This is a genomic window from Agarivorans sp. QJM3NY_30, from assembly GCF_050870855.2.
GTDB lineage: Bacteria > Pseudomonadota > Gammaproteobacteria > Enterobacterales > Celerinatantimonadaceae > Agarivorans.
On sequence record NZ_CP194038.2, the window covers coordinates 4987216 to 5010701 of the forward strand.

Below are 23486 nucleotides of genomic sequence, written 5' to 3' on the forward strand. Positions count from 1 at the left end.
TAATAATGCTTCACGCTAAGCATAACGATTTAAGCTTAGTAAATCCGTTCAGCAGAGTGAGCACTTGGTATGAATTTTCACTGACAATACTTTAAAAAAAAACTTAAAATGGTAACCTTAGGCGCCTTTATACACTCGCTAAGAACTCAGCATGGCAATCACAGGCACTCTTTATATCGTATCGGCCCCCAGCGGCGCAGGTAAATCAAGCATGATTAATGCTTATCTTTCGCGCCATCGCGCTTATCCCGCTCAAGTGTCTGTCTCGCATACCACCCGATCGGTCCGTCCCGGTGAGATCGATGGTAATCACTACCATTTTGTAGACCATCATCAGTTTAAACAGCTCATCGATGAACAAGCCTTCTTCGAATACGCCGAAGTATTTGGCAACTTTTATGGAACCTCTCGGCATAGCATTGAGCAAACCCTCGCCGAAGGGATCGATGTATTTTTAGATATCGATTGGCAGGGCGCTCGCCAAGTGAAAATGATGATGCCAGAAGCGGTATCGGTATTTATTCTGCCTCCCAGTCGTGAGGAGCTGGAAAACCGCTTGCACATGCGTGGCCAAGACAGCCCTGAAGTAATTAAAAAACGAATGAATGAAGCCGAAAGCGAAATGTCCCACTACGATGAATACGATTATCTAATCATCAATGGCAATTTTGATGAGGCGCTTAGTGAATTAACCGCCATCATTACGAGCCAAAGGTTACAAACTCGACAGCAAGCAGCAAAACACCAAGCCTTGCTAAATGAACTTTTATCGAAATAAATACCGTAAGTTCTAGCAAATCTTGCTAAGATCGGCTAGGATCTTGCGTCATTTTTAGTCAACATACATCAACGGAGCTGTGCATGGCACGAGTAACAGTAGAAGATGCAGTAGAACAAGTCGGCAACCGCTTTGACCTTGTCCTTATCGCCGCACGTCGCGCGCGTCAGATCGCAGTAGAAGGTAAAGAGCCTCTAGTTGACGCAGATAACGACAAACCCACAGTTATCGCTTTACGTGAAATTGAAGAAGGTTTGATCACCACCGAAACCATGGATGCTCAAGACCGTCAAGAACGTCAAGAACGTGAAGCAGCCGAATTGGCAGCTGTTGCAGCTATCGCCGATAAACGCATCTAGATCTTCCCGCTATAAAATTACCGTGCTGGGTTTACTCCGCACGGTAAAACTCCCATAATTCATTCAATCATATCTATCACTGCGATCCTCTGCTACTGAGGTACTGTTTGTATTTATTCGAAAGCTTGCGCGAAGTCGCTTCTAGTTATTTAAGTGAAGAACACGTGATCCTGTTACGTGATGCTTATTTATTAGGTCGAGATGCCCATGAAGGCCAGTTCCGTTCTAGCGGAGAGCCTTATATTACCCACCCACTAGCGGTGGCGCGGATTTTAGCCGAGGTGAGGATGGACCATCAAACCCTCGCGGCCGCGATATTGCACGACACCATCGAAGATACACCGGTAACTTATGAACAACTCAGTGAACAGTTTGGCAGTGAAATTGCCGACTTGGTGGAGGGCGTAAGTAAGCTCGATAAAATTAAGTTTCGCGACAAAAAAGAAGCCCAAGTCGAAAACTTTCGCAAAATGATGATGGCGATGGTTCAAGATATTCGGGTGATTTTAATCAAGCTCGCCGACCGCACCCATAATATGCGAACCTTGGGTTCGCTGCGCCCAGACAAACGGCGCAGAATTGCCCGGGAAACCCTCGAAATTTACGCGCCCATCGCCAATCGGTTGGGGATCCACAGCATCAAAACTGAACTAGAAGAACTCGGTTTTGAAGCGCTCTATCCAATGCGTTATCGCGTCTTAAAAGAGTGTGTAAAAAATGCCCGTGGCAATCGTAAAGAATTAATCAACGGGATCCATCAAGAGCTACAAGGGCGGATCGAAGATGCAGGGATCGAAGCATCGGTGACTGGCCGCGAAAAAAACCTCTATAGCATCTATAAGAAGATGGTCAGCAAAGAGCTTCAATTCCATGAAGTGATGGACATTTATGCCTTTCGAATCATCGTTGACCAACTTGATACCTGTTATCGCGCCTTAGGTATTAGCCATAGCCTCTACAAACCTCGCCCTGGCCGATTTAAAGACTATGTCGCGATTCCTAAGGCTAATGGCTATCAAAGCCTGCATACCTCGTTGGTTGGCCCTCACGGCGTCCCTGTCGAAGTGCAAATTCGTACCGAGCACATGGACCAAATGGCCGATAAAGGTGTGGCCGCACACTGGACATACAAACAAGCAGGCGAAAGCCCTGGCACCACCGCACAAATTAGAGCCCAGCGTTGGATGCAGAGCTTGTTAGAACTACAGCAAAGTGCTGGCAGCTCCTTCGAATTTATCGAAAATGTGAAAACCGATCTGTTCCCCGATGAAATTTATGTATTTACCCCAGAAGGGAAAATTATCGAACTACCAGCCGGCGCCACCCCGGTAGACTTCGCCTATGCGGTCCATACCGATGTCGGCCACGCCTGTGTAGGCGCACGGGTAAACCGTCACCCTTTCCCTCTTAGCAAAGCCTTAAGTAATGGTCAAACCATCGAAGTCATCACCGCTCCGGGCGCTCGACCCAATGCCGCTTGGTTAAACTTTGTGGTGACCGGTAAGGCACGCGGTAAAATTCGACAATTGTTAAAAAATCAACGCCGCGAAGAATCGGTTAGTTTAGGCCGCCGCCTGTTAAATCATGCGCTAGGCAGTACCAAACTCGCCAACATCGATCCGGCACACCTGGAGCAGGTATTACAAGATCTAAAAGCGGAGTCTATCGACGATCTGTTAGCCGAAATCGGCTTAGGCAATGCCATGAGCATTGTGGTCGGTAGACGATTATTGGGCAATACCGAAGAACTTGGCCAACACAAGGGCAAAGGGATTATCGCGATTCAAGGCGCCGAGGGGTTGTTACTCACTTATGCCAACTGCTGTCGACCTATTCCCGGCGATCCGGTCGTGGCACATATAAGCCAAGGCAAAGGCTTAGTGGTGCATCTCGAATCCTGTAAAAATATCAGCGGCTATCAAAAAGAGCCCGATCGCTACATCAATGTCGATTGGTCAAAAGATGCCGAGAATACCAGCGAATACAAAACCGAAATGCGTATCGACATGGTTAATCACCAAGGGATCCTAGCCAGTTTAACCAATGTCGTAGCCTCGACTGGTGCCAATATCGTAAACATTGTCACCGAAGAAAAAGAAGGACGGGTTTATACCGTCGACTTGCTCATTACCACCCATAGCCGTATCCACCTAGCCAACATCATGCGAAAAATCCGAGTCATGCCAGAGGTATTACGGGTGGTTCGCTTAAGAAATTAAATAAACGAGAAACTAATGACACCTGAACGCCATCAGCGCATTCGCGCTATGTTAGACGCCCGCCAAACAGACTTAACCGTTTGTATGGAGAACGTACACAAGCCACATAACTTATCGGCGATTGTGCGTACCTGTGATGCCGTGGGTGTCGACCATGTACATGCCATTTGGGAAAACTATAAAGACGAACTTCGTCGTGGCACCGCCACCGGCAGTCAAAACTGGGTGAAAGTGCATAACCACGACAAGATCGAAGATGCAGTGGCTCAGTTACGCAACAGCGGCATGCAGATTTTAGCCACTAATTTGTCAGATAGTGCGGTAGACTTTCGTGAGATTGACTATACCAAACCTACCGCAATCTTAATGGGCCAGGAAAAATACGGGATCTCTGATACTGCGCTTGCCTTAGCCGATCAAGACATTATTATCCCCATGGTTGGGATGGTGCAGTCACTGAATGTTTCGGTGGCTAGTGCACTGATTCTTTATGAAGCGCAGCGACAACGCCAACTGGCGGGGATGTATCAGGGTCCTTGCTTGGTCAGCCCAGAAGAGCAAAACAGGATTATGTTTGAAGGCGGCCACCCGATTTTTGCCGACGTCTGCAAACGCAAGGGTTTACCCATCCCACAGATAGATGAACATGGCCAAATTGCCGCCGATGATACTTGGTGGGCCAAGGTACAAATGAACAAAGAAGCCTGGGATCATCTGGACGACGAGTCATAAGCGTCGCCAATCAACAGCCATTGACCTTATTGGTCAGTGGCTATGAGTCCATCGGCCGCTATTAACATCGCAACACCAGGCTACACTTATTCAAGTGAGGACTACTCGCTGTCACTCGAATATAGCTTAAATTGATAATCATCATCCCAAGGCAAATGATAACCCCATACCATCGGCTGGCCCACTTGCTTATCCACCCAAACAAACGGGGTAGCTAAGAATCGAGGGATCTCTAATCGGATGCCATTACTTTCTGCCTGATATAAAGACGCATGAGTTTCACAACGCACCAATAACATCACCACAATGATAATCAATAACCAACGCCAAAAACCTTCCATTGTTTATCCTATTTAGCTTAAGTCCAATTGTTACATCATGATTCGGCGACCACCTGCCAATGCGCTTGCAGAGCCTGTTGGATCTGGCTCACCTGCTTCGCACGCTGCTCAGGGCTGTAGGCTTTGAGCGGCAATTGTCCCCAAATGGCTTGCGGCCACAACGGATCATCATGAAACCTCACCACATGATGCACATGTAGCTGCGGCACCACATTTCCCAAAGCAGCAAGATTTAATTTATCCCCTTGATAGAGGTCCATTAAGGCTTCACTGACCCGTTTAGATTCTCGCCAAAACTGCGCTTGTTGACAATTATCCAACTGGTAAATATCAGCAATATTATCTTCCATTGGTACTAATACTAACCATGGAAATTGACTATCATTGATTAATAATACTCGGCATAGTTCAAAATCGCCGAGCCAAATGCCGTCTTTTGCCAATTGCGGATGTAACACAAAATCAGTCATCGTATTTCCTAAGATGTGGGTTTTTAGGCTCACCAATACAAACCTTCAGTGCTTAAACCTTTGCCGATTCCTTAGCTCGCCCTCACAACATCAGAAACCAAGAAATAAACACCAATCAAAAGATGATTATACGGCGAGCTTCAGCACAATGTTACGCTTTTATACTAGAACATAAATCATTCGATACTAGCACCAAAAAACAAAGACTAAGGGGATGTCACAACGCTTTTCAAACGACTTGAGCATGCGCACAACAAGCCCCATGATTTAAGTAGAGTTCTTATGTTATTTAATATAAAAATCAATCACTAATATCCAGGATTCAAGTTCAAAACCCAGCTCATCCCAGAAAGTCTTAGGCTTCAATTTTTAAACATCTGCTATTTTTAGTAGGAGGATATAACAATCGGTGGATAACATGCGAACAATACTATTGTGCTGCGCTCTCAGTAGCGTGAGTCTCGCCGAAGAATGGGATCCATGGTTAGATGAATTTAGCCCGTCAACCCTCAGTCGCCAGCAACAAATCGAAGAATTAATCTGGTTTAAACAAGCCGCCAAACCCTATCAGGGAATGACCATTCGTGTTGCAACCGAGCGTATAAGCACACATTGGTATGAAGCAACCGTTATCGCACCATTATTTCAAGATCTCACCGGTATTAGGGTGATCCATGAAGTCATTAATGAAAATGACGTGGTCAAAAAATTACATAATCAAATCGATTTAGGCATCAACCATTACGACATTTATGTGAGTGACAGCGATCTCATTGGTGGCCATTACCGCTCCAATAAAATACTCAATTTGAGTCATTTTATGCAGGAAGAAGGCAAAGCCGTTACCCTGCCAAATTTAGACTTAAGCGACTTTATGGGACTTGCCTTCACCACCGATCCATATGGCAACTTATTACAGTTGCCGGATCAACAATTTGCAAACCTCTATTGGTATCGACAAGACTGGTTTGAGCGCCCAGAACTGCAACAACGATTTGCTCAACTATATGGCTATCCACTGGCAGTACCTCAGAACTGGTCAGCTTATGAAGACATCGCTGAGTTTTTCACCATTCACGTCAAAGAGCTTGATGGACAAAAAGTATATGGTCATATGGACTTTGGTAAAAACGACCCTTCATTGGGTTGGCGGATCTCCGATAGTTGGTTATCGATGGCAGGGGTGGGGGATGTTGGTCTACCAAACGGTCTACCAGTCGATGAATGGGGGATCCGTAACCAAGATTGCCACCCTGTAGGCGCAACTGTAAAACGAGGCGGGGCTCTCGACTCACCCGCAGCCATATACGCGATAGAAAAATATGCCGATTGGCTGAAACGTTTCGCCCCCCCCGAGGCTATCAATTTAGATTTATATCAAGCCCAAGCCGAACTAAAAAAGGGACACATTGCCCAACAGATATTTTGGTATACCGCCTTTATCCCCGATTTAAGCCATCCCAACCTACCATTGACTGACTCCCAAGGATTACCGCTTTGGCGGGTTGCACCTGCACCACGCGGCGCTTACTGGCAACAAGGAATGAAATCGGGTTATCAAGACGTGGGCGGTTGGACCTTATTAAAATCAACAAGCTTAAAAAAACAGCAAGCGGCTTGGCTGTATGCTCAATTTAATGTTGCTAAAACCGTGTCTCTGAAAAAAACCATGGTCGGCCTCACGCCGATCCGACTCAGTGATGTCAACTCAGACAATTTCAGCGCACGCTCTGCAGAATTGGGAGGCTTAGTCGAGTTTTACCAAAGTGAGGCTCGTAACGAATGGACTCCCACGGGCTTTAATGTCCCCCACTACCCAAGCTTATCGGAGCTTTGGTGGCAATACATTGGTCGAGTGAATCAACCGGGAGCCAACATTCCACTCATCATGAATGAACTCGCCGAACACATGGATAGGGGTTTAGCAAAACTCAATCAACACAGCCAAACTCAATGCAACCCTCAACTCAATCCCATCGAAGATAAACAGTATTGGTTAAATCAACCCGGTTCACCTAAACCGCCCCTGAGCAATGAAAAACCGCAAGGTAAAACAATCAACTACTCAGACTTGTTACAATCATGGAAAAAGTAATCATCGCACTTTATTTGGGGCTGATGGCACTGGCCGCAAATGCCAGCTCCTTGATTTTTTATACTCATGTCAACCCACCCTATGTAATTCAAGAGCAACAACAACTCTCGGGGCTTAATATTGATATATTTCAATTACTCAAACAAAAAAGTGGACTCGATCTCCAACTCAGGGTTTTGTCTCCTAAACGAGCCTACAAGCTCACTCTCTACTCCCCCAATAGCTGCGTATTTACGATTGAACGAACTGAATCAAGAGAAAGCTTATTTACTTGGATAAGTCCACTATTCGCCAATCGTTTCGCCCTGTATCAACGACATAAGAATGCCAAAAACTTACGTAGTTTGGCTGATTTTAATGGTATAAAAATAGGCAGCTACCTCGGTAGTAGCGTGAGCGAGTACTTAAGTAGTTTTAATTTGAAACTAGACTTAACAACAACCAACCTAAACAGCGCCGAAAAACTCCACCGAGAACGAATCGATGCCTGGGCCAGTGATACATTATTAACCGCCTATATACTGGAAAATAATAATTTAGATATTAACCCGCAAGGATTTGAGTTTTATAGCTCATTAGAAGCCATCGCCTGTAATAAACAAAGTAATCCAGCTATATTGCAGCGCCTACAAGAGCACTTAAACCAACTACAACGCTCCGGAGAGATAAACAAACTGATACAGCACTATCAACGACTATATGGGATAAACACAGATTGATAGAGCCATTGAGCGCAGTTAGCGATGATTTAGGCCCGCCAACATGAATAAATAATGAGTTAGATTAGTACTAAAAGCGCGAAATTATCACCGATAATACATATCAATATCTAGCCAATGAAGACAAACAAAAAAACAGCCTAAAGAGACTGTTTTCTTATAAGGAATTGTGAAGGATTAGACTTTTAAGTTAACCAAGTAAGTCACTAATTGATTGAGCTCTTCAAGAGATTTAACCGATCCAGTGTTCACTTGATATTTACCATTAATCACTAAAGCGGGTACCCCACGAATTTTATAGTTAATGGTATTTTTATCCATCTGCGACACCATGCCATTGACCACAAAACTGTTGGCAGCACTGTCAAATTTCTTGGCATCCACACCATTGGCAACAAAAATATCGCGAATATCATCACGACTAGAAAAACGCTGGCGCTTAACATGGATTGCATCAAAAATAGCGCTGCTTACTTGCGAATCCACATTTAGCATTTCTGCCACAGCATAGGCACGAACCATTTCTTCGCCCATGACTTTACCACCGAGAAAACTCACATGGTTCTTCTTAAATGCAACTCCAGCAGGCAAAGAGGATTGAATGCTTTTCGCTACCGGTTCAAACTTATAACAATGGGGACAGTAGTAAGAGAAAAACTCCATAACTTCGGGCTTTGCGGTGGCGGTTTGCTTAATCACTTCATAATGTGTGCCTTGCTTAAAGTCTGTCGCCAATGCCATCGGTATAACCAACAGCGCCATGAGAGCAATCAGTATTTTTTTCATCAATCTAAAATTCCTTCAATGTACCCATAAAAAACCGAGCATAAAGATAAGCAAGTACTCGGTCAATCGCTTTACCATGACTTTATCACCCCCTCCGCGAGAGCGAAGGGATGATAATAAGAGTCATTAGCTTCCATTTATATATAAAATAAAAATAAAAACAAATACTTAAGTTTATCTAGGTAAGCATTAACGCCTACAACCTACAACAAGATGAATAGCAGCGTTCAACAATCCCGCGCGACTTAAGTGTACCAGTGTCCGTTTTCAAACATCACTTCGGCCTCTGCAGGCTGATGAATTAAGCTTGCATAACAGTGCTCAATTTCACTGCGCCTAATTTTTAATGTGGGCGTGAGCAAGGCATTATCAACATTCCAATCCTGCTCTACCACTATCAAATGAGACAGTTTGGCATGGCTTTCCAGATGCTGATTTACCTGAGTTAGTGTACGGCCTAAGCTGGTTTCGATTTGCTGCTGCGAATGCTGCTTCAGCTCAGCAGCTAACACAACTAAGGCGCAGGGCTGAGTCAATGCACTACCAACCACACACACCTGTTCTATCATCGAATTTTCCGCAAGGCGCTGTTCAATAGGAACTGGCGCAACATACTTTCCTTTCGCCGTTTTAAAACTTTCTTTAAGCCGGCCTATAATTTTTAGATAACCGTCGCTATCGATGGTTCCCTTATCACCAGTGTGCAGCCAACCATCGACCAACGCCTCGGCGCTCAACTCTGGGTGTTTATAATAGCCTCGCATCATCGCTTTGCCTTTCACCAGAATTTCACCTTGATTGGACAGCTTCAATTCTACCCCAGGGCCAACTTTACCGATGGTTCCTATCTTATCGGCTCTAAAAGGCACATTTAAACTGCCATAGGCTAAGTTTTCGGTCATCCCCCACGCTTCTGAGATGTTAAGACCGAGCGTTTGATACCAGTGTAATAAGGCGGGGGCAATCGGTGCGCTGCCACAACCTAAAATACGCGCCTTATTCAACCCCAAAGCCTTTCTTATTTTTAATTTGATCAAACTCGACAACAGCGGAACCGTCAGTAACAACTTAAGCTTCTTAGGGGGGATTTTTTCAAATACGCCTTGCTGAAAACGTGCCCATAGCCGCGGTACCGAAATAAATAAGGTTGGTTGAACACTGCGTAAATTGTCGGCAAAAGCGGCTAACGATTCAACAAAAGATACCGTAGGTTGACCGCTAAAAATACTCGTGCCTTGTATATAAACACGCTCAGTAATGTGGGCTAAAGGGAGGTAGGAAATCATCCGGTCATCACGATTGGCCTCTAATACCACAATCAGACGCTCGCAGGCATAGCGATAAGCAGCAAAACTAATTTCAGCACCTTTCGGCTCACCAGTACTACCAGAGGTATAAATAATGGTCATAATGTCTTGCGCCGACCAAAGATGATGTTTGTCGATGGCCGACAAACGGTCTAACCAGTCTTGCCATTGAATATCGCAAGCCATAGTGTGGTAAGGCATTGCCACCGTAGTTAAACCATCAGGAATTGCGGCCGCTTGCTTATCCCAATCATCTAACTTACCAACAAACAATAACTTTGCTTCACTATGCTGCAGCACAAAGCGGATGGTATCGACACTGGCGGTGGCATAAATAGGCACACTAATACAACCGGCCATGATAATAGCCAAATCAGCGATAAACCATTCTGCGCTATTTTTGGCCAAAATCGCCACTTTGTCACCCGGCGCTAAATTTTGTTGTCGCAGCCCTTGAGCAATTTGCCCAGCTTCACGAGCCACCATTGCCCAAGTTTTTTCATGAAATACACCATCAATCGGCTGGCGTAAATAGACCTGTTGTGGTTGTATGCGTTGCCAATGCATCAAAGCGTCCACTGGTGTCACAAACTTTTTCATAACAAACCCCTTACAAAAAACCAACCTTTACAGTTAATCCTATATCGATAACTACAGGATGCCAGCTAAATCAAAATATTAGCCTAGGGAATGTGACAAACACTCGGTTTAAAGCCAAGTTTTAAAGGGCGTTTTCGCTAACATACTATTGTAATATTGCCGCTGTCCGGTGACTTCTTCTGCTAACCAATCGGGCTTTTCAAAATGCTCTTGTTCGCTGTTTAATTCAACTTCTGCTACGATCAGCCCCTGATTATTTCCAGTAAAAACATCTACTTCATAGGTATGTTGACCCACTGGTACCAAATAACGCAACTTATCGATAGCCCCCGGCTCACACAAATTTAATAATTGCTCGGCTTCGGCCAAAGCCAAAGGCTGTTCCCATTCGAAACGACTCAAACCAGCGGCATTACTCACGCCTTTAATCGTTAAGTAGCCCTGCTCTCCCTGGATCCGCACCCGAACCGTACGCTGCTTATCGCTGTTGAGATAGGCCTGCACTATCCGCAAGGAGGCTGTCGCTTGGGCAACAAAATCCATATTTTTCACTAAAAACTTACGCTCAATTTCGAGGCTCATATTAATATCCTGGCGTTAATGACAATGGCGGCTGCTGCAAGGCAGATAATTGCTCTTTAAGCGCCAGAATCTGATCTTCCCAATAACGCTGTGAATTAAACCAAGGAAAGGCACGTTGAAAAGCAGGATCTTCCCAGCGACGTGCCAACCACCCCATATAATGGATCATCCGCATCGCCCGCAGTGGCTCAATCAGCGCCAACTCTCGCTTATCAAATTCACAAAATGATTCATAACCTTCAAGAAAAACCTCTAATTGCAAACGACGCTCGTTATCATCGCCCGCCAACATCATCCAAATATCTTGCACAGCTGGACCATTACGCGCGTCATCCAAATCCACCAGCATCGGCCCATCACGCCACAAAATATTACTGGGGTGACAATCGCCATGTAAGCGAATAATTTTATTGGGCTTGTAGGCCACTTTCGCCGCATCCGCAACTTGTTCGGCAATAGTAAAAAAGGGTAAGGCGAGGCCTTTAGGTAACCAATCCTTAAGCAAGGCAATAGGTTGCTCTAACATCTCTTCGGTATTGATCGATAAACGATGTTCAAATAACTGACGCCCCACACGTTGGTGCATCCGTCCCAAATATTGACCAACCCGTTCCAGTTGATCAAGATTATCCACTTCAAAGCCTCGCCCACCCACACTAAGAAAAAGGGCAAACCACCAACCTTGATACGCAAACAAGCTTTGACCATCGCGAACAATCGGAGCAACAACAGGAATCTCAGACGCAGCCATCGCTAAACTAAATAGATGTTCTTCGATAATCTGTGCTTCGCTCCAACGCTCAGGACGATAAAATTTAACCACATAACGCAAGTCATCTTCAGCCATAAACTGATAGACCCGGTTTTCATAGGAATTTAAGGCAAGTAAACCACTACTGGGGTAGATCCCCTGTGATTCAATGGCATCTAAAATTAGATCGGGATGCAATTCGGCAAATAGGAAGGCGCTCATAGAATGACTTCAGCACTATGGGTAAGTTATCCGCGCAGTGTAACAGTAAAACGATCAGCCTAGCCAGCCGACAAGGAGGCTTAGCTTTGCTGAAAAGCCAAAACGACAATGTAAATACAGCTTAACCAGCCCACCGCGGCTAAGGCTGAACGCAAATAAGCTTGACCCAAAAGATAAACCAAGGGATGTAAGATCCTGACCAACAAATATACAACGGCAGGCAAATCGAGCAATTGCGGATCTAAACCAGAAAAGTAAGCAATCACGATAACAGCGATGAATAAAACTAAGGCTTCCCAGGAATTTTGTTGGGCAGCGTAGATCCGCTGCCCGCGTTTATCCAATTGTAGCGCTTGCTGGCGAGGGTCCTGATTATCCACTCGTCCCAGCTGCCGCTTACGCATCCAAGAGCCAAATGCTGCCAATAAATAGGGCAGCATTAACAATAAAGCCAAGCAGCTTAACGCCACGCTCATGCGACGTTAACCACCACTAATGAAGCGACTATGTTGCGTGACCTGCTGGCCATTACTTTGAATGACAAACTCAATATCGGTGATCGGTCGCGGTAGTAAATAAGGGTCACTCACCAGAGTTACCGGTAAATTAAGCACTTCGCCACCCTTAACCTCTACTTGCTGAGCACCCAGCCATTCAACCTCTTCTAGACCGAGCACACTCAACTGAAACGCTTGCGCTTCAGAGGACTTATTAATCACCTTGAGGGTGTAAGTATTTTCGATTAAGCCCTCGGCATTTTCATTGTATAAAGATGAGCGATCACGCAATACATCCAGTTGCATCGGTTTAATATTAATCAAAGTCATCACAAAGGCGACTAACATCACCGTTAAAACCACGCCATAACCAATCAGTTTGGGTCGCAGGATTGCGGTTTTCTGACCCGCTAAATTATGTTCGGTTGTATAACGGATCAAACCTTTCGGATAGTGCATACGCTCCATGGTTTGGTCACAAGCATCGATACAAGCACCACAGTTAATACACTCATACTGCAAACCTTCACGAATATCGATCCCCGCGGGACAGACTTGTACGCAGAGATCGCAATCCACACAATCACCTAAACCAAGCGCTTTGGGATCGGCATTACGTTTACGCGGTCCTCGCGTTTCGCCGCGTTGAGTATCGTAACCCACGATGAAGGTATCTTTATCAAACATCGCTGATTGAAAACGCGCATAGGGGCACATATGAGTACATACAATGGTGCGCATCCAACCTGCATTGGCGTAAGTGGCAACCGCGAAGAAAATAATAGAGAAGGTCACGCCGCTGGTTGCGTTGAACGTAAAAAAATCCCACCACAACTGTTTAACGGGTACAAAATAGGCGGCAAAAGATAGTGCCGTAAACACCGATACAGCGCCCCAAGCGGCATGCTTAGCGGTTTTACGCCAAATTTTATTCACATTCCAGGCAGATTGATCTAACTTACGCCGCTTATTAGCACTGCCTTCAATTCTTTCTTCAAACCAGATAAAAATAAAAGTCCACACCGTTTGCGGACAAAGATAGCCACACCAAACCCGCCCTAAGAAGGTGGTTATAAAAAATAGAGCGAAGGCGGCAATAATGAAAAAGCCAGCCAGTAGCAATAAATCTTGCGGCCACAGAGTAAGACTAAAAAAGTGATATTGCCGAGCTGCGATATCAAACAAAATCGCTTGGCGATCGCCGTAGGGGATAAATGGCACAAGCACAAAAGCGGCAATAAATAACCACCCCATATATTTGCGTACACGTTGGAACAAGCCTTTTTGTTCACGTACATAAATCTGTTCTTGAGGGTTGTATCGATCGACCGGCGCACGTTTCTTGGCATTTGTTTTTCTAGCGGGTGGACTCACGTCTTTAACGGGAATTCGTTCACTCATCACTCAATCCTTTTGAGGGGCATCAATCGTTTACAGGCTTACCTATAAAACAAGTAAGCCCTAACAAACTGGCGGGCAATACTAAGCTTTAATACCTCGAGCTTTTAGTAACGCAGTTTTAAAATCATCTTCGCAATCTTTAGCTAGACCAGGGATCATCTCATCCTTGGCTAGATTCAACATTTTCAATTGATAAATTAAAACATCGTCAGTTAACTCACTCAAAGGTTGTTTAAACCCTGCTTGGTCGGCGATTTGGGTGAGCATTTCGACTAAATTTAACTCCGGCTGTTGACGCCAAACCGGCTTGAGTAAATCGATTAGCTCTTCAATACGATGTAACTGCATACTCATTCTATTTCTCCACGAGCGGCCACTACAGCTTGGTTTCTACCTAACTGCTTGGCTCTATATAGGGCTATATCAGCCTTGTTTACGAAGTCTTTAGCATTCTGTTGCGCCACAGGAATAAGACAGGCTATTCCAATGCTCACGGTCACATAGCTAGCCACCGTGGAGTACTCGTGCCGCAACTTTGCCTCTGCAAGTAGTGTTCTGATTCGTTCCGCAACTTGCAATGCGCCTTTAGTATCGGTATTAGGCAAGATCATTACAAACTCTTCGCCGCCATAGCGAGCAACGATATCATCTTCACGCTGTAAGGCTTGTGTAAACAGACTCGCAACCAAGCTTAAACACTGATCTCCAGCGACGTGCCCGTAATGATCGTTATATGGCTTAAAGAAATCAACGTCGATCAATAATAAACTTAAGGAAGTTTTAGCTCGGCCACTTAAACGCCAATGCTGAGCCAAGGATTGCTCAAATATCGCCCGATTATATAAACCGGTCAGCGCATCTCGCTCGCTTTGTTCACGCATCAAGGCATGACTATCGGCCAACTCTAAAACTTTAAGCCGATTTCGCGCACCCTCGGTAAAATTTGCCTGAACCAAGGCTTCAGCACGCTTCAAAACTAAATTTAGCTGCACCCAGCTCAACCACAGCACTAAACAGGCCACCAATTCGACTTGACTACGATCCACCGAAACTACCGTTAGCGCCAATAAAATGGGCAAACAAAAACCATTGAAGCTACTAATGCTTAATAAATTGGGAACCACCACCAAGGATAACAGTGAGCCGAGTAAAATCATTAACAACAGGCGCTCTGCGCCACCTAAGTCTGGGGCAAATAGCAAGATACCAACCCCCCATAAGATCCCACTACTAGTCGACAAACTAAAGTAACGAACGAGCTGTGAAGCAGGCGCTGAATGCGCCGAAAAGTCACGATTTAGGCGCAAGAAAAAATAAAATGCCGCCGCTAAAAGCAACATGCACAGTAACCAAATGAAACCCGGTACAAAACGATAATCAGGAGAAAATAGCCACCACCATAACAAACTATACAGCGCGGTCATTAATGCCACCAAACGACCACTATTCAGTAAATAATGGGCATTATCAGACTTTATTTGAAGCTGTACATTGCGCAAACATCGATCCTTGTTAGCAACATTAGTGAACAATTTGTGGTCATTGTAACAACAACTCGAACAGCCCGCACACCAAAACAAGAGTTAAAAACTAGACAAAAAACTTAAAAAATAATGAATTTTCGATAAATGTGCCACATTTGGCAAATACAAAACACAGGCTTTCATAGTATTTTGATCTGATTGCTTGCGTCTTTTTTCCCAGAAAGGGTAAAGTGCTAGCCGCAAGTTACGGTCAATAAACTTGCAACTCGGTCAATTAGGTTAAGTATCTAAGGAACAAGGTCAATGCTGGACAATATCAATCCAACTCATACACAAGCGTGGAAAGCGCTACAAGCGCATTTCGAGGCACAGAAAGATGTTCAACTCAGCGAATTATTCGCCGCTGACGCTGAGCGCTTCAAGCGTTTTTCAGTTTCGTTTAACGAGCAAATTTTACTCGATTACTCGAAAAACCTGATCACTAACGACACAATGCAACAGCTGTTTGCACTCGCCAAAGAAACCAAGCTCGATGGCGCGATTAAGGCAATGTTCTCTGGTGAGAAAATCAACCAAACAGAAGGGCGTTCTGTATTACATACCGCCTTACGAAATCGTAGCAATACCCCGGTCATCGTAGACGGCGAAGACGTCATGCCTGCGGTTAATGCGGTATTGGAAAAAATGCAAGGCTTCTGTCAAAAAATCCACTCCGGTGAATGGAAAGGTTATACAGGCAAAGCCATTCGCAGCATTGTAAATATTGGGATTGGTGGTTCAGACTTGGGTCCAGTGATGCTTACTGAAGCGTTGGGTGCTTACAAAATTGAACATATCAAAACCTACTTTGTTTCGAATGTAGATGGCACTCATATTGCCGAAATTCTAAAACAAGTCGACCCCGAAACCACCTTATTCCTAGTGGCATCAAAAACCTTTACCACCCAAGAAACCATGACTAATGCGCATAGCGCACGCGATTGGTTCCTAGCTGCGGCGAACGATCAAGCCCACGTGGCTAAACATTTTGCAGCCCTGTCAACCAACGGCCCTGCAGTTGCCGAATTTGGTATCGACACCGACAACATGTTTGAATTTTGGGATTGGGTTGGCGGTCGTTACTCTTCTTGGTCGGCGATTGGTTTATCAGTCGCGTTAACGGTAGGTTACGATAACTTCATCGAATTGCTCGAAGGCGCGCATGCCATGGACAAGCACTTTGCTGAAACCGATTTTGAACAAAACTTACCGGTAATCCTTGCCTTGCTTGGCATTTGGTACAATAACTTCTTCGGTGCGGAAAGCGTTTCGATTCTGCCTTACGACCAATACATGCACCGCTTTGCAGCTTACTTCCAACAAGGTGACATGGAGTCCAACGGTAAAAATGTCGACCGTAATGGCAACCCGGTTGATTACCAAACCGGCCCAATTATTTGGGGTGAGCCGGGAACTAACGGTCAGCACGCCTTCTACCAATTAATTCACCAAGGCAGCAAGTTAATCCCATGTGATTTTATCGCACCAGCAGTGAGCCACAATCCTTTGTCTGATCATCATCAGAAATTAATGTCTAACTTCTTTGCCCAAACCGAAGCCTTAGCCTTTGGTAAGTCTCGCGATACCGTTGAAGCAGAGTTAGTGGCCGCAGGTAAATCAGCTGAAGAAATTGCTGAACTGGCACCGTTTAAAGTATTCACTGGTAACAAACCAACCAACTCTATTTTGCTTAAGAAAATCACCCCTTACTCTTTAGGTGCACTGGTTGCGATGTACGAGCACAAAATCTTCGTACAAGGCGTTATCTGGAACATCTTTAGCTTCGACCAGTGGGGCGTAGAGCTTGGCAAACAGTTGGCCAACCAAATTTTGCCCGAACTAAAAAGCCAGCAAGCCGTCACCGCTCACGACAGTTCAACCAACGGTTTAATTAATACCTTTAAAGCCTGGAGCTAAACTTTAGCTTTTAAACGTAAAACTAAATGCAAAGAGCTGGCCCAGGCCAGCTTTTTTTTATGCCCACCATTCCAACAACGAGCAATAAATAATCAACTAATATAAACAAGCCTATACTCAAAATATAAATATTGGCCAATCAATGCAGCTACAAGAATTACTGAAAACCAAAGATAATAACTTCAAGCTAATAAGGATGTTAGCGGCATGTTTAGTGGTATACAGCCACAGCTTTTGCTTGGCGACAGGTAATGAACACAGTGAGCCCATCGCCCAATATCTAGGCTTATCCTTAGGCTATATTGCGGTGGATATTTTCTTCATTACCAGTGGTTTGCTAGTTTGTAAAAGTTTACTTACCGCAAGATCTTTAACTATTTTTGTATTATCCCGATGCCTCAGGATCTACCCTGCACTGATCACCTCTGTTATTTTTTGTTGCTTACTCGGTTTACAACTTTCTAAATTAAGCCTAGGCCAATATTTGAGCCATAACGAGACCCAAAATTTTCTGATCTACAATAGCTCTATTATTGTTGGCGACTACCAAATGCTACCCGATGTATTTACCAGTGCTCCCTACAACCGCAGTGTGAATGGTTCGCTATGGACCCTGCCATGGGAACTAAAGATGTATTTAATATTAACTGGGTTTGGAGTGACTTATCAGTTTGCTAGAAAACTAAAAGTTGCCGTAAACTGGCTACCGACAGTGATCGTCCTCACCGCCCTTATCTGCCTAATGTTATTTATTCATGACCAGCTCAGTGGTCGCGAGCCGCATTGGTTTTATAGTAAATTCTATCGTTTCGCGAGCGCCTTCTTTATCGGCGGTAATCTCTACGTTTTTAGGGCTTGGATTGGCATCAACTACAAAGGCATGTTAGCCGCCATACTGATACTGCTGTTGGCATTCTTCAGCCTCAACCAGAGTTTGTTTTTTATTAGCTACCTAATCATCACTCCCTACTTAATCATGTGTTTTGCTTATCTACCTAAAGGAAAAATTCTGCATTACAATCACTTGGGCGACTATTCTTACGGCATGTACATTTATGCATGGCCAATACAGCAACTGATAGCCACCACAATCCCGAAAGTGACAGCGATTCATATGTTTGTGATGGCTTTCTGTTTAACCCTGCTACTCGCTTATTGCTCTTGGAATTACATAGAAAAACCCGCTTTGGCACTCAAGAGACATTTATACCAGCCGTCGTCCTAAAGCAGATTAATTTTATTCATTCCATTATTGTTCAAGCGAATCCAACGAAGCACGAAACACTCTAGAAATAGCCATTGGCTAAAGCAATTAGTTGTATGCTAAGTTCCTTTAGTACATTCGCCGCTAAACCTATAATATAGACCGAGCCAATCGTGACCAGCCAAGCAATTCAAGGATTTCTACTCACAGCCAATAGCTATGACCGTCAAGGTCAGGCTCATATTCAGCTGTGGTTGGCCAGCGAACAAGGTGCTATTTGCCTCGAGATAGATGATCAACAGCCAGTTTTTTTTGTTCTCAACCATCAGTTAAATGCGGTGCTCGCCCTGCTGGGATCACAGCTAAACCGTCATGCTTCGGTGTCCCTAAAAACCTTCCAACACCAGCCGGTAAGCGCACTCTATTTTTCTAGTATCAAAAACCACAGCCAAGCTGCGCAACAGTTAAAACAGGCAGGATTAAGCTGTTTTGAGAGCGATATAAAACTGCATGAGCGTTTTCTCACGGAACGCTTTTGTTATGGCAGCATGCTGTTTACTGGCCTGCAGAGTCATGACTCTCGTTACCCCGCCTTGCAGCAGGCAAAAATTAAAGCGGCGCAATATACGCCCCAACTGTCGGTATTATCGCTAGATATTGAGTGCAGTGAAAAAGGTCAGCTATATTCAATTGGTTTATATAGTGACAACTACCAACGGGTACTGATGATCGGCCCAGAGCAAGCCGCCGACACGCCAATCACTTGGCTAGCCAATGAGTACGCACTATTAAAACAATTAGAAGTAGAGTTTCAAAACCTCGACCCAGACATCATCATTGGTTGGAATGTCATCAATTTTGATTTTCGACTGCTGGTTAAACGCGCTGCCGTGCATGGGATTAAATTGGCCATTGGTCGCCATCATGGCATTGCCAGATGGCGTGAACGTCACGATATGCCTCACATCGGTTTTATTAGTATCCCCGGGCGAGTGGTGATCGATGGCATCGACTCGCTAAAATCAGCGACCTACCACTTTGATAGCTTTAGCCTAGAAAATGTGGCTCGGCAGCTATTAAACCGAGGCAAATTGGTAGCCGAAGTTGAAGATAGAATGGCCGAAATAAACCACAATTTTGCCCATGATAAGCCACAGCTAGCCGCTTACAATTTAGAAGACTGTAAGTTAGTACTCGATATTTTCAAGCATACCCAACTCCTTGAATTTCTTTGCTTACGCGCACAACTCACCGGTTTAATGCTGGATAGAAGTGGCGGTAGTGTTGCAGCTTTCACCAATGTTTACTTACCCAAGCTGCATCGCGCGGGTTATATCGCGCCTAACTTAAGCCATGACTTTGTCGCCGACAGCCCTGGCGGCTTTGTGATGAACTCTAAGCCTGGGCTATATAAAAATGTACTGGTACTCGATTTTAAGAGCCTCTACCCCTCTATTATTCGCACTTTTAAAATTGATCCCTTAGGCTTAATTGAAGGCCTAGCAAGCCCAGACAATGCCATTGAGGGCTTTAGAGGCGGCGTATTTAGCTGCGACAAACATTTCTTACCCGATATTATTAATCAGCTGTGGTTACAGCGCGATCAAGCCAAAGCGAATCAAGACAAAGCCCGTTCGCAGGCGATCAAAATTTTGATGAATAGCTTCTATGGAGTGCTTGGCTCTACCGGTTGTCGCTTTCACGATCCCCGCTTGGCAAGCTCAATTACCATGCGCGGCCACCAGCTGATGCAACAAACCGCAGACTGGATCACCGAACACGGCTACCAAGTGATTTATGGTGATACCGACTCTACCTTTGTCTGGCTCAATCAAGAACTAAGTCCAGAACAAGCGAGTGCCATTGGTCAACAACTAGCCAAAGAAATCAACCTTTTTTGGCGCAATAAGCTCAGCCAAGAAATGCAGCTAGAGAGCTACCTAGAAATTGAATTTGAAACTCACTTTTCACGCTTCTTAATGCCGACTATACGCGGCTCAGAAACTGGCAGTAAAAAACGCTATGCGGGTTTAACTGCGCACAACCAAATGGTGATTAAAGGACTAGAAACGGTACGTTCTGACTGGAGCGAACTGGCGAAGATTTTTCAAACGGGATTGTTAGAGCGGCTATTCTCCGACCAAGACCCACGCCAATTTGTTCTAGATACCGTCGCTAAGCTGTTAGCGGGTGAATACGACCCACAACTGATCTACCACAAGCGCTTACGCCGCAAGCTCGATGAGTACGTAAAAAACGTGCCACCACAGGTTCGGGCTGCACGCCTCGCCGACCAACATAATCAGGCTTTAGGTAAACCACAGCAATATCAAAATAAAGGGACTATTAATTATTGGATGACCGTAAATGGGCCTGAACCTGTTGCTTATTGCCGCAGTCAAATCGATTATCAACATTACTTAGATAAGCAATTGCAACCCATTGCTGATGCAATATTACCTTTCATTAACTTAGATTTTGAGCAAATAATTAGTGCTCAACTGGGCTTGTTTTAAGCTTGGAAGCTGCTGAGACCTTTGCCCTGAGAATTAGGGAAACATCACAGTAATTAAATATAAACCCAAAAAATATCAACTACTTGAAACTTTTACTTAGTTTACCCTTCCAATAACTAAAGACTTAAATCATCTGAGGCCATAGGGAAGGGCAAACTAAAGAGGTAAAACTAGTGGCTATTTTTTCTATGAGTATTCGTATATTGGTATTAATGGTGATGCTGGGGAGTGTATTTCACGACCAACACTCCCCCTCGTGTTTTTTAACTCAGCTAACTATTGCTGCATCTCAGCAAACGACCTCTAGTTAAACAAAGCAATTTTCAATACGTTTATCAATTTGTGGATTCGCCACAAACACTTTTACCGAGTGAGCCGCCACTTTAAACGAAGAATTTTGTAACATTGGAGCCGATTTAAAATCGTAAATATCGTGAGGCGGTTTAGCTGCTGTATCCACTAACATCACCCAATACCCTTCAATATCGGGAGCCACAAACTCCAAGTCTTCCCAGTAAGCATTAAACACCATATACATACGATCTTTTGAATAAGGGTCTAAGAAGGTCACCGCGATAGAATGGCTATCTTCAGACCAATCCGGTTCGGCTTGTTGCACACCATGCCATTCAATGTTCGCATCATGGATCACATCCGATAAACTGAGGTGGATTTTTTCCTCTAACACGTCATCGTAACAGCGTAATTTAATTAAATTTTGCACAAAATTTAGGAGATCACTGTTTTCATCCACCAGATTCCAATCAAACCAAGAGATTTCATTATCTTGGCAGTAAGCATTGTTATTCCCATTCTGACTACGCTTCACCTCATCACCCATAGTGATCATTGGCGTTCCTAGAGATAACAGCAAGGTGGTAAAGAAATTCTTCATTTGCTGTTCACGTAATTGATTAATCTTGGGATTTAAAGTTGGCCCCTCTACCCCATGGTTATAGCTCACATTATGATTATCACCGTCTCGATTATTCTCCCCATTTTCTAAATTGTGCTTTTCGTTATAACTAACTAAATCATTGAGGGTAAAACCATCATGTGCGGTGACCAAGTTCACGGAACGCTGAGGTGAATGATGATCTTTATAGTAAATATCAGGACTACCTAATAAACGACCAGAGAACTTACTCACAACAGCACGATCGCCACGGAAGAAGGCTCGAACATCATCGCGAAACTGACCATTCCATTCATTCCAACGATCACCAACAAACTCACCCACTTGATACAGTCCCGCGGCATCCCAAGCCTCTGCGATAATTTTAGTGCCTGCAAGCGAGGGATCTGAATCAATCGACCACAATAAAGGCGGCTCTTTCATCACATTTCCCTGCGAATCTCGAGCCAATACCGAGGCCAAATCAAAACGAAAACCATCAACATGCATATCATTGACCCAAAAACGCAACGAGTCACGGATCATCCTGCGCATAACCGAATGATTTGCATTACAAGTATTGCCACATCCAGAGTAATTTCCATACCAACGTTTCTCTGGCTGCAGCATGTAGTAACTATCATTTTGTAAGCCTTTTAAACTCAAGGTTGGGCCATCATGTCCTCCCTCAGCGGTATGATTAAAGACCACATCCAGAATCACCTCGATGCCAGCTTTGTGGAGTTCTCGCACCATGATCCGGAATTCATTAAAAGCGCCACAAACACTTTTATCCGAGCTATAAGCATTATGCGGAGAAAAGAAAGCGATGGGACTATAACCCCAATAGTTTTGCTTACCCAGCGGAGCATCTTGCAAATCAAATTGTTGCACAGGCATCAGCTCAACAGCGGTAATGCCAAGCGCCTTTAAATATGGGATTTTTTCGATAACTCCCGCATAGGTGCCACGTTTATGGGCCGCTACCCCCGAAGAAGGATGCTTGGTAAAACCAGCAACATGCAGTTCATAAATAATGGTATCTTGCAATGAACGCTTAATTGGCTGAGTGCCTTGCCAATCAAAGCCACGCAAATCAACCACCGCCCCTTTAATGCACTGATCAACATTATTGTGGCCATGGCGCGCAGCCACCAAACGTAAATAATTATCCGGAAAGTGGGTCACCTTGGCATAGGGATCCAATAAAACCTTACTTGGATCAAAACGTAAGCCGAGTTCCGGTAACCATGGACCATCGACCTGAAAGCCATAAAGAGTCCCGACATCAAGATCTTCAACATAAATATGCCAATAATGATCGGTACGATTAATAGTTGGGTTTAGTGGGATATTCGCGAACGGTTTACGTGAGTTAATCTCTTTAAATAGTAATAAATTAACTGCCGTTGCGCTTTTTGAAAAAATACTGAAATTAACGCCAGTGCCTTTGTAACTAGCACCCAGAGGAAATGAGCTCCCCGCTTGTATATTTAGATCCATAATTTGTGCTGTCTTATTAAAGTTTAAATGCAAATAACCTGAGATGACGAGCCTATAATTGGCTCTCCA

Annotated in this window: 21 protein-coding genes; 10 read left to right on the plus strand and 11 right to left on the minus strand. The window is 44.5% G+C overall.

The window, feature by feature from the left end; genetic code table 11:
* Nucleotides 1-151 precede the first annotated feature (151 nt).
* The 4 genes from gmk to trmH all read left to right on the plus strand — a co-directional run bounded on the left by gmk (nucleotide 152) and on the right by trmH (nucleotide 4088).
* Nucleotides 152-778, plus strand: coding sequence for a guanylate kinase (gene gmk / locus ACRRSX_RS22720; protein ID WP_432455317.1), 627 nt, complete (start codon nucleotides 152-154; stop codon nucleotides 776-778).
* An 83-nt stretch (nucleotides 779-861) separates the two neighbouring features.
* Entirely contained in the window at nucleotides 862-1137 is a 276-nt protein-coding gene (gene rpoZ / locus ACRRSX_RS22725) for a DNA-directed RNA polymerase subunit omega (RefSeq protein ID WP_432455316.1), read from the plus strand.
* Nucleotides 1138-1244: 107 nt separating this feature from the next.
* Nucleotides 1245-3356 carry a bifunctional GTP diphosphokinase/guanosine-3',5'-bis pyrophosphate 3'-pyrophosphohydrolase gene (gene spoT, locus ACRRSX_RS22730; protein ID WP_432455315.1) on the plus strand — a complete coding sequence of 704 codons (2112 nt, stop codon included), beginning with the start codon at nucleotides 1245-1247 and terminating at the stop codon, nucleotides 3354-3356.
* Nucleotides 3357-3371: 15 nt separating this feature from the next.
* Nucleotides 3372-4088, plus strand: coding sequence for a tRNA (guanosine(18)-2'-O)-methyltransferase TrmH (gene trmH / locus ACRRSX_RS22735; RefSeq protein WP_432455314.1), 717 nt, complete (start codon nucleotides 3372-3374; stop codon nucleotides 4086-4088).
* A gap of 101 nt (nucleotides 4089-4189) precedes the next feature.
* On the opposite strand, the gene ACRRSX_RS22740 is transcribed toward trmH, so the two are convergent.
* Nucleotides 4190-4429 carry a hypothetical protein gene (locus tag ACRRSX_RS22740; RefSeq protein WP_432455313.1) on the minus strand — a complete coding sequence of 80 codons (240 nt, stop codon included), beginning with the start codon at nucleotides 4427-4429 and terminating at the stop codon, nucleotides 4190-4192.
* Nucleotides 4430-4464: 35 nt separating this feature from the next.
* Nucleotides 4465-4899: an HIT domain-containing protein gene (locus tag ACRRSX_RS22745; RefSeq protein WP_432455312.1), complete on the minus strand. Its 435-nt coding sequence runs from the start codon at nucleotides 4897-4899 to the stop codon at nucleotides 4465-4467.
* A gap of 418 nt (nucleotides 4900-5317) precedes the next feature.
* On the opposite strand from ACRRSX_RS22745, the gene ACRRSX_RS22750 reads away from it, so the two are divergent.
* Together ACRRSX_RS22750 and ACRRSX_RS22755 are read left to right on the plus strand one after the other, a co-directional pair.
* Nucleotides 5318-6994 carry an ABC transporter substrate-binding protein gene (locus ACRRSX_RS22750; protein WP_432455311.1) on the plus strand — a complete coding sequence of 559 codons (1677 nt, stop codon included), beginning with the start codon at nucleotides 5318-5320 and terminating at the stop codon, nucleotides 6992-6994.
* Entirely contained in the window at nucleotides 6982-7713 is a 732-nt protein-coding gene (locus ACRRSX_RS22755) for a substrate-binding periplasmic protein (protein WP_432455310.1), read from the plus strand. Before ACRRSX_RS22750 ends, ACRRSX_RS22755 begins: the two co-directional genes overlap by 13 nt.
* Nucleotides 7714-7890: 177 nt before the next feature.
* Here the strand turns inward: ACRRSX_RS22755 and ACRRSX_RS22760 are convergent, their stop codons facing one another.
* The 8 genes from ACRRSX_RS22760 to ACRRSX_RS22795 form a co-directional block, all read right to left on the minus strand.
* Nucleotides 7891-8499 (minus strand): thiol:disulfide interchange protein DsbA/DsbL, encoded by a 609-nt coding sequence (locus ACRRSX_RS22760; protein ID WP_432455309.1) that lies wholly within the window; start codon nucleotides 8497-8499, stop codon nucleotides 7891-7893.
* 245 nt (nucleotides 8500-8744) lie between these two features.
* A complete protein-coding gene (locus tag ACRRSX_RS22765) occupies nucleotides 8745-10406 on the minus strand; it encodes an AMP-binding protein (protein WP_432455308.1) in 1662 nt (553 codons plus the stop codon).
* A 108-nt stretch (nucleotides 10407-10514) separates the two neighbouring features.
* Entirely contained in the window at nucleotides 10515-10988 is a 474-nt protein-coding gene (locus tag ACRRSX_RS22770) for a CYTH domain-containing protein (RefSeq protein ID WP_432455307.1), read from the minus strand.
* 1 nt (nucleotide 10989) lies between these two features.
* Nucleotides 10990-11961 carry a serine/threonine protein kinase gene (locus ACRRSX_RS22775; protein WP_432455306.1) on the minus strand — a complete coding sequence of 324 codons (972 nt, stop codon included), beginning with the start codon at nucleotides 11959-11961 and terminating at the stop codon, nucleotides 10990-10992.
* An 80-nt stretch (nucleotides 11962-12041) separates the two neighbouring features.
* Nucleotides 12042-12437 (minus strand): MAPEG family protein, encoded by a 396-nt coding sequence (locus tag ACRRSX_RS22780; protein ID WP_432455305.1) that lies wholly within the window; start codon nucleotides 12435-12437, stop codon nucleotides 12042-12044.
* A 6-nt stretch (nucleotides 12438-12443) separates the two neighbouring features.
* Nucleotides 12444-13859 (minus strand): cytochrome c oxidase accessory protein CcoG, encoded by a 1416-nt coding sequence (gene ccoG / locus ACRRSX_RS22785; RefSeq protein ID WP_432455304.1) that lies wholly within the window; start codon nucleotides 13857-13859, stop codon nucleotides 12444-12446.
* 81 nt (nucleotides 13860-13940) lie between these two features.
* Entirely contained in the window at nucleotides 13941-14207 is a 267-nt protein-coding gene (locus tag ACRRSX_RS22790; protein WP_432456120.1) for a YihD family protein, read from the minus strand.
* Between the two features lie 2 nt (nucleotides 14208-14209).
* The gene (locus ACRRSX_RS22795; RefSeq protein ID WP_432455303.1) at nucleotides 14210-15358 is read right to left on the minus strand and encodes a diguanylate cyclase; all 1149 of its coding nucleotides are present in this window, start codon (nucleotides 15356-15358) and stop codon (nucleotides 14210-14212) included.
* A gap of 288 nt (nucleotides 15359-15646) precedes the next feature.
* On the opposite strand from ACRRSX_RS22795, the gene pgi reads away from it, so the two are divergent.
* The 4 genes from pgi to ACRRSX_RS22815 all read left to right on the plus strand — a co-directional run bounded on the left by pgi (nucleotide 15647) and on the right by ACRRSX_RS22815 (nucleotide 21330).
* A complete protein-coding gene (pgi, locus tag ACRRSX_RS22800; RefSeq protein ID WP_432455302.1) occupies nucleotides 15647-17299 on the plus strand; it encodes a glucose-6-phosphate isomerase in 1653 nt (550 codons plus the stop codon).
* A gap of 142 nt (nucleotides 17300-17441) precedes the next feature.
* Entirely contained in the window at nucleotides 17442-18524 is a 1083-nt protein-coding gene (locus tag ACRRSX_RS22805; RefSeq protein WP_432455301.1) for an acyltransferase family protein, read from the plus strand.
* A 152-nt stretch (nucleotides 18525-18676) separates the two neighbouring features.
* Entirely contained in the window at nucleotides 18677-21019 is a 2343-nt protein-coding gene (locus tag ACRRSX_RS22810; protein ID WP_432455300.1) for a DNA polymerase II, read from the plus strand.
* A 173-nt stretch (nucleotides 21020-21192) separates the two neighbouring features.
* Nucleotides 21193-21330, plus strand: coding sequence for a hypothetical protein (locus tag ACRRSX_RS22815; RefSeq protein ID WP_432455299.1), 138 nt, complete (start codon nucleotides 21193-21195; stop codon nucleotides 21328-21330).
* Here ACRRSX_RS22815 and glgX read toward each other — a convergent pair.
* Nucleotides 21327-23417: a glycogen debranching protein GlgX gene (gene glgX, locus ACRRSX_RS22820; RefSeq protein ID WP_432455298.1), complete on the minus strand. Its 2091-nt coding sequence runs from the start codon at nucleotides 23415-23417 to the stop codon at nucleotides 21327-21329. The genes ACRRSX_RS22815 and glgX overlap by 4 nt on opposite strands.
* Between the last annotated feature and the right edge of the window lie 69 nt (nucleotides 23418-23486).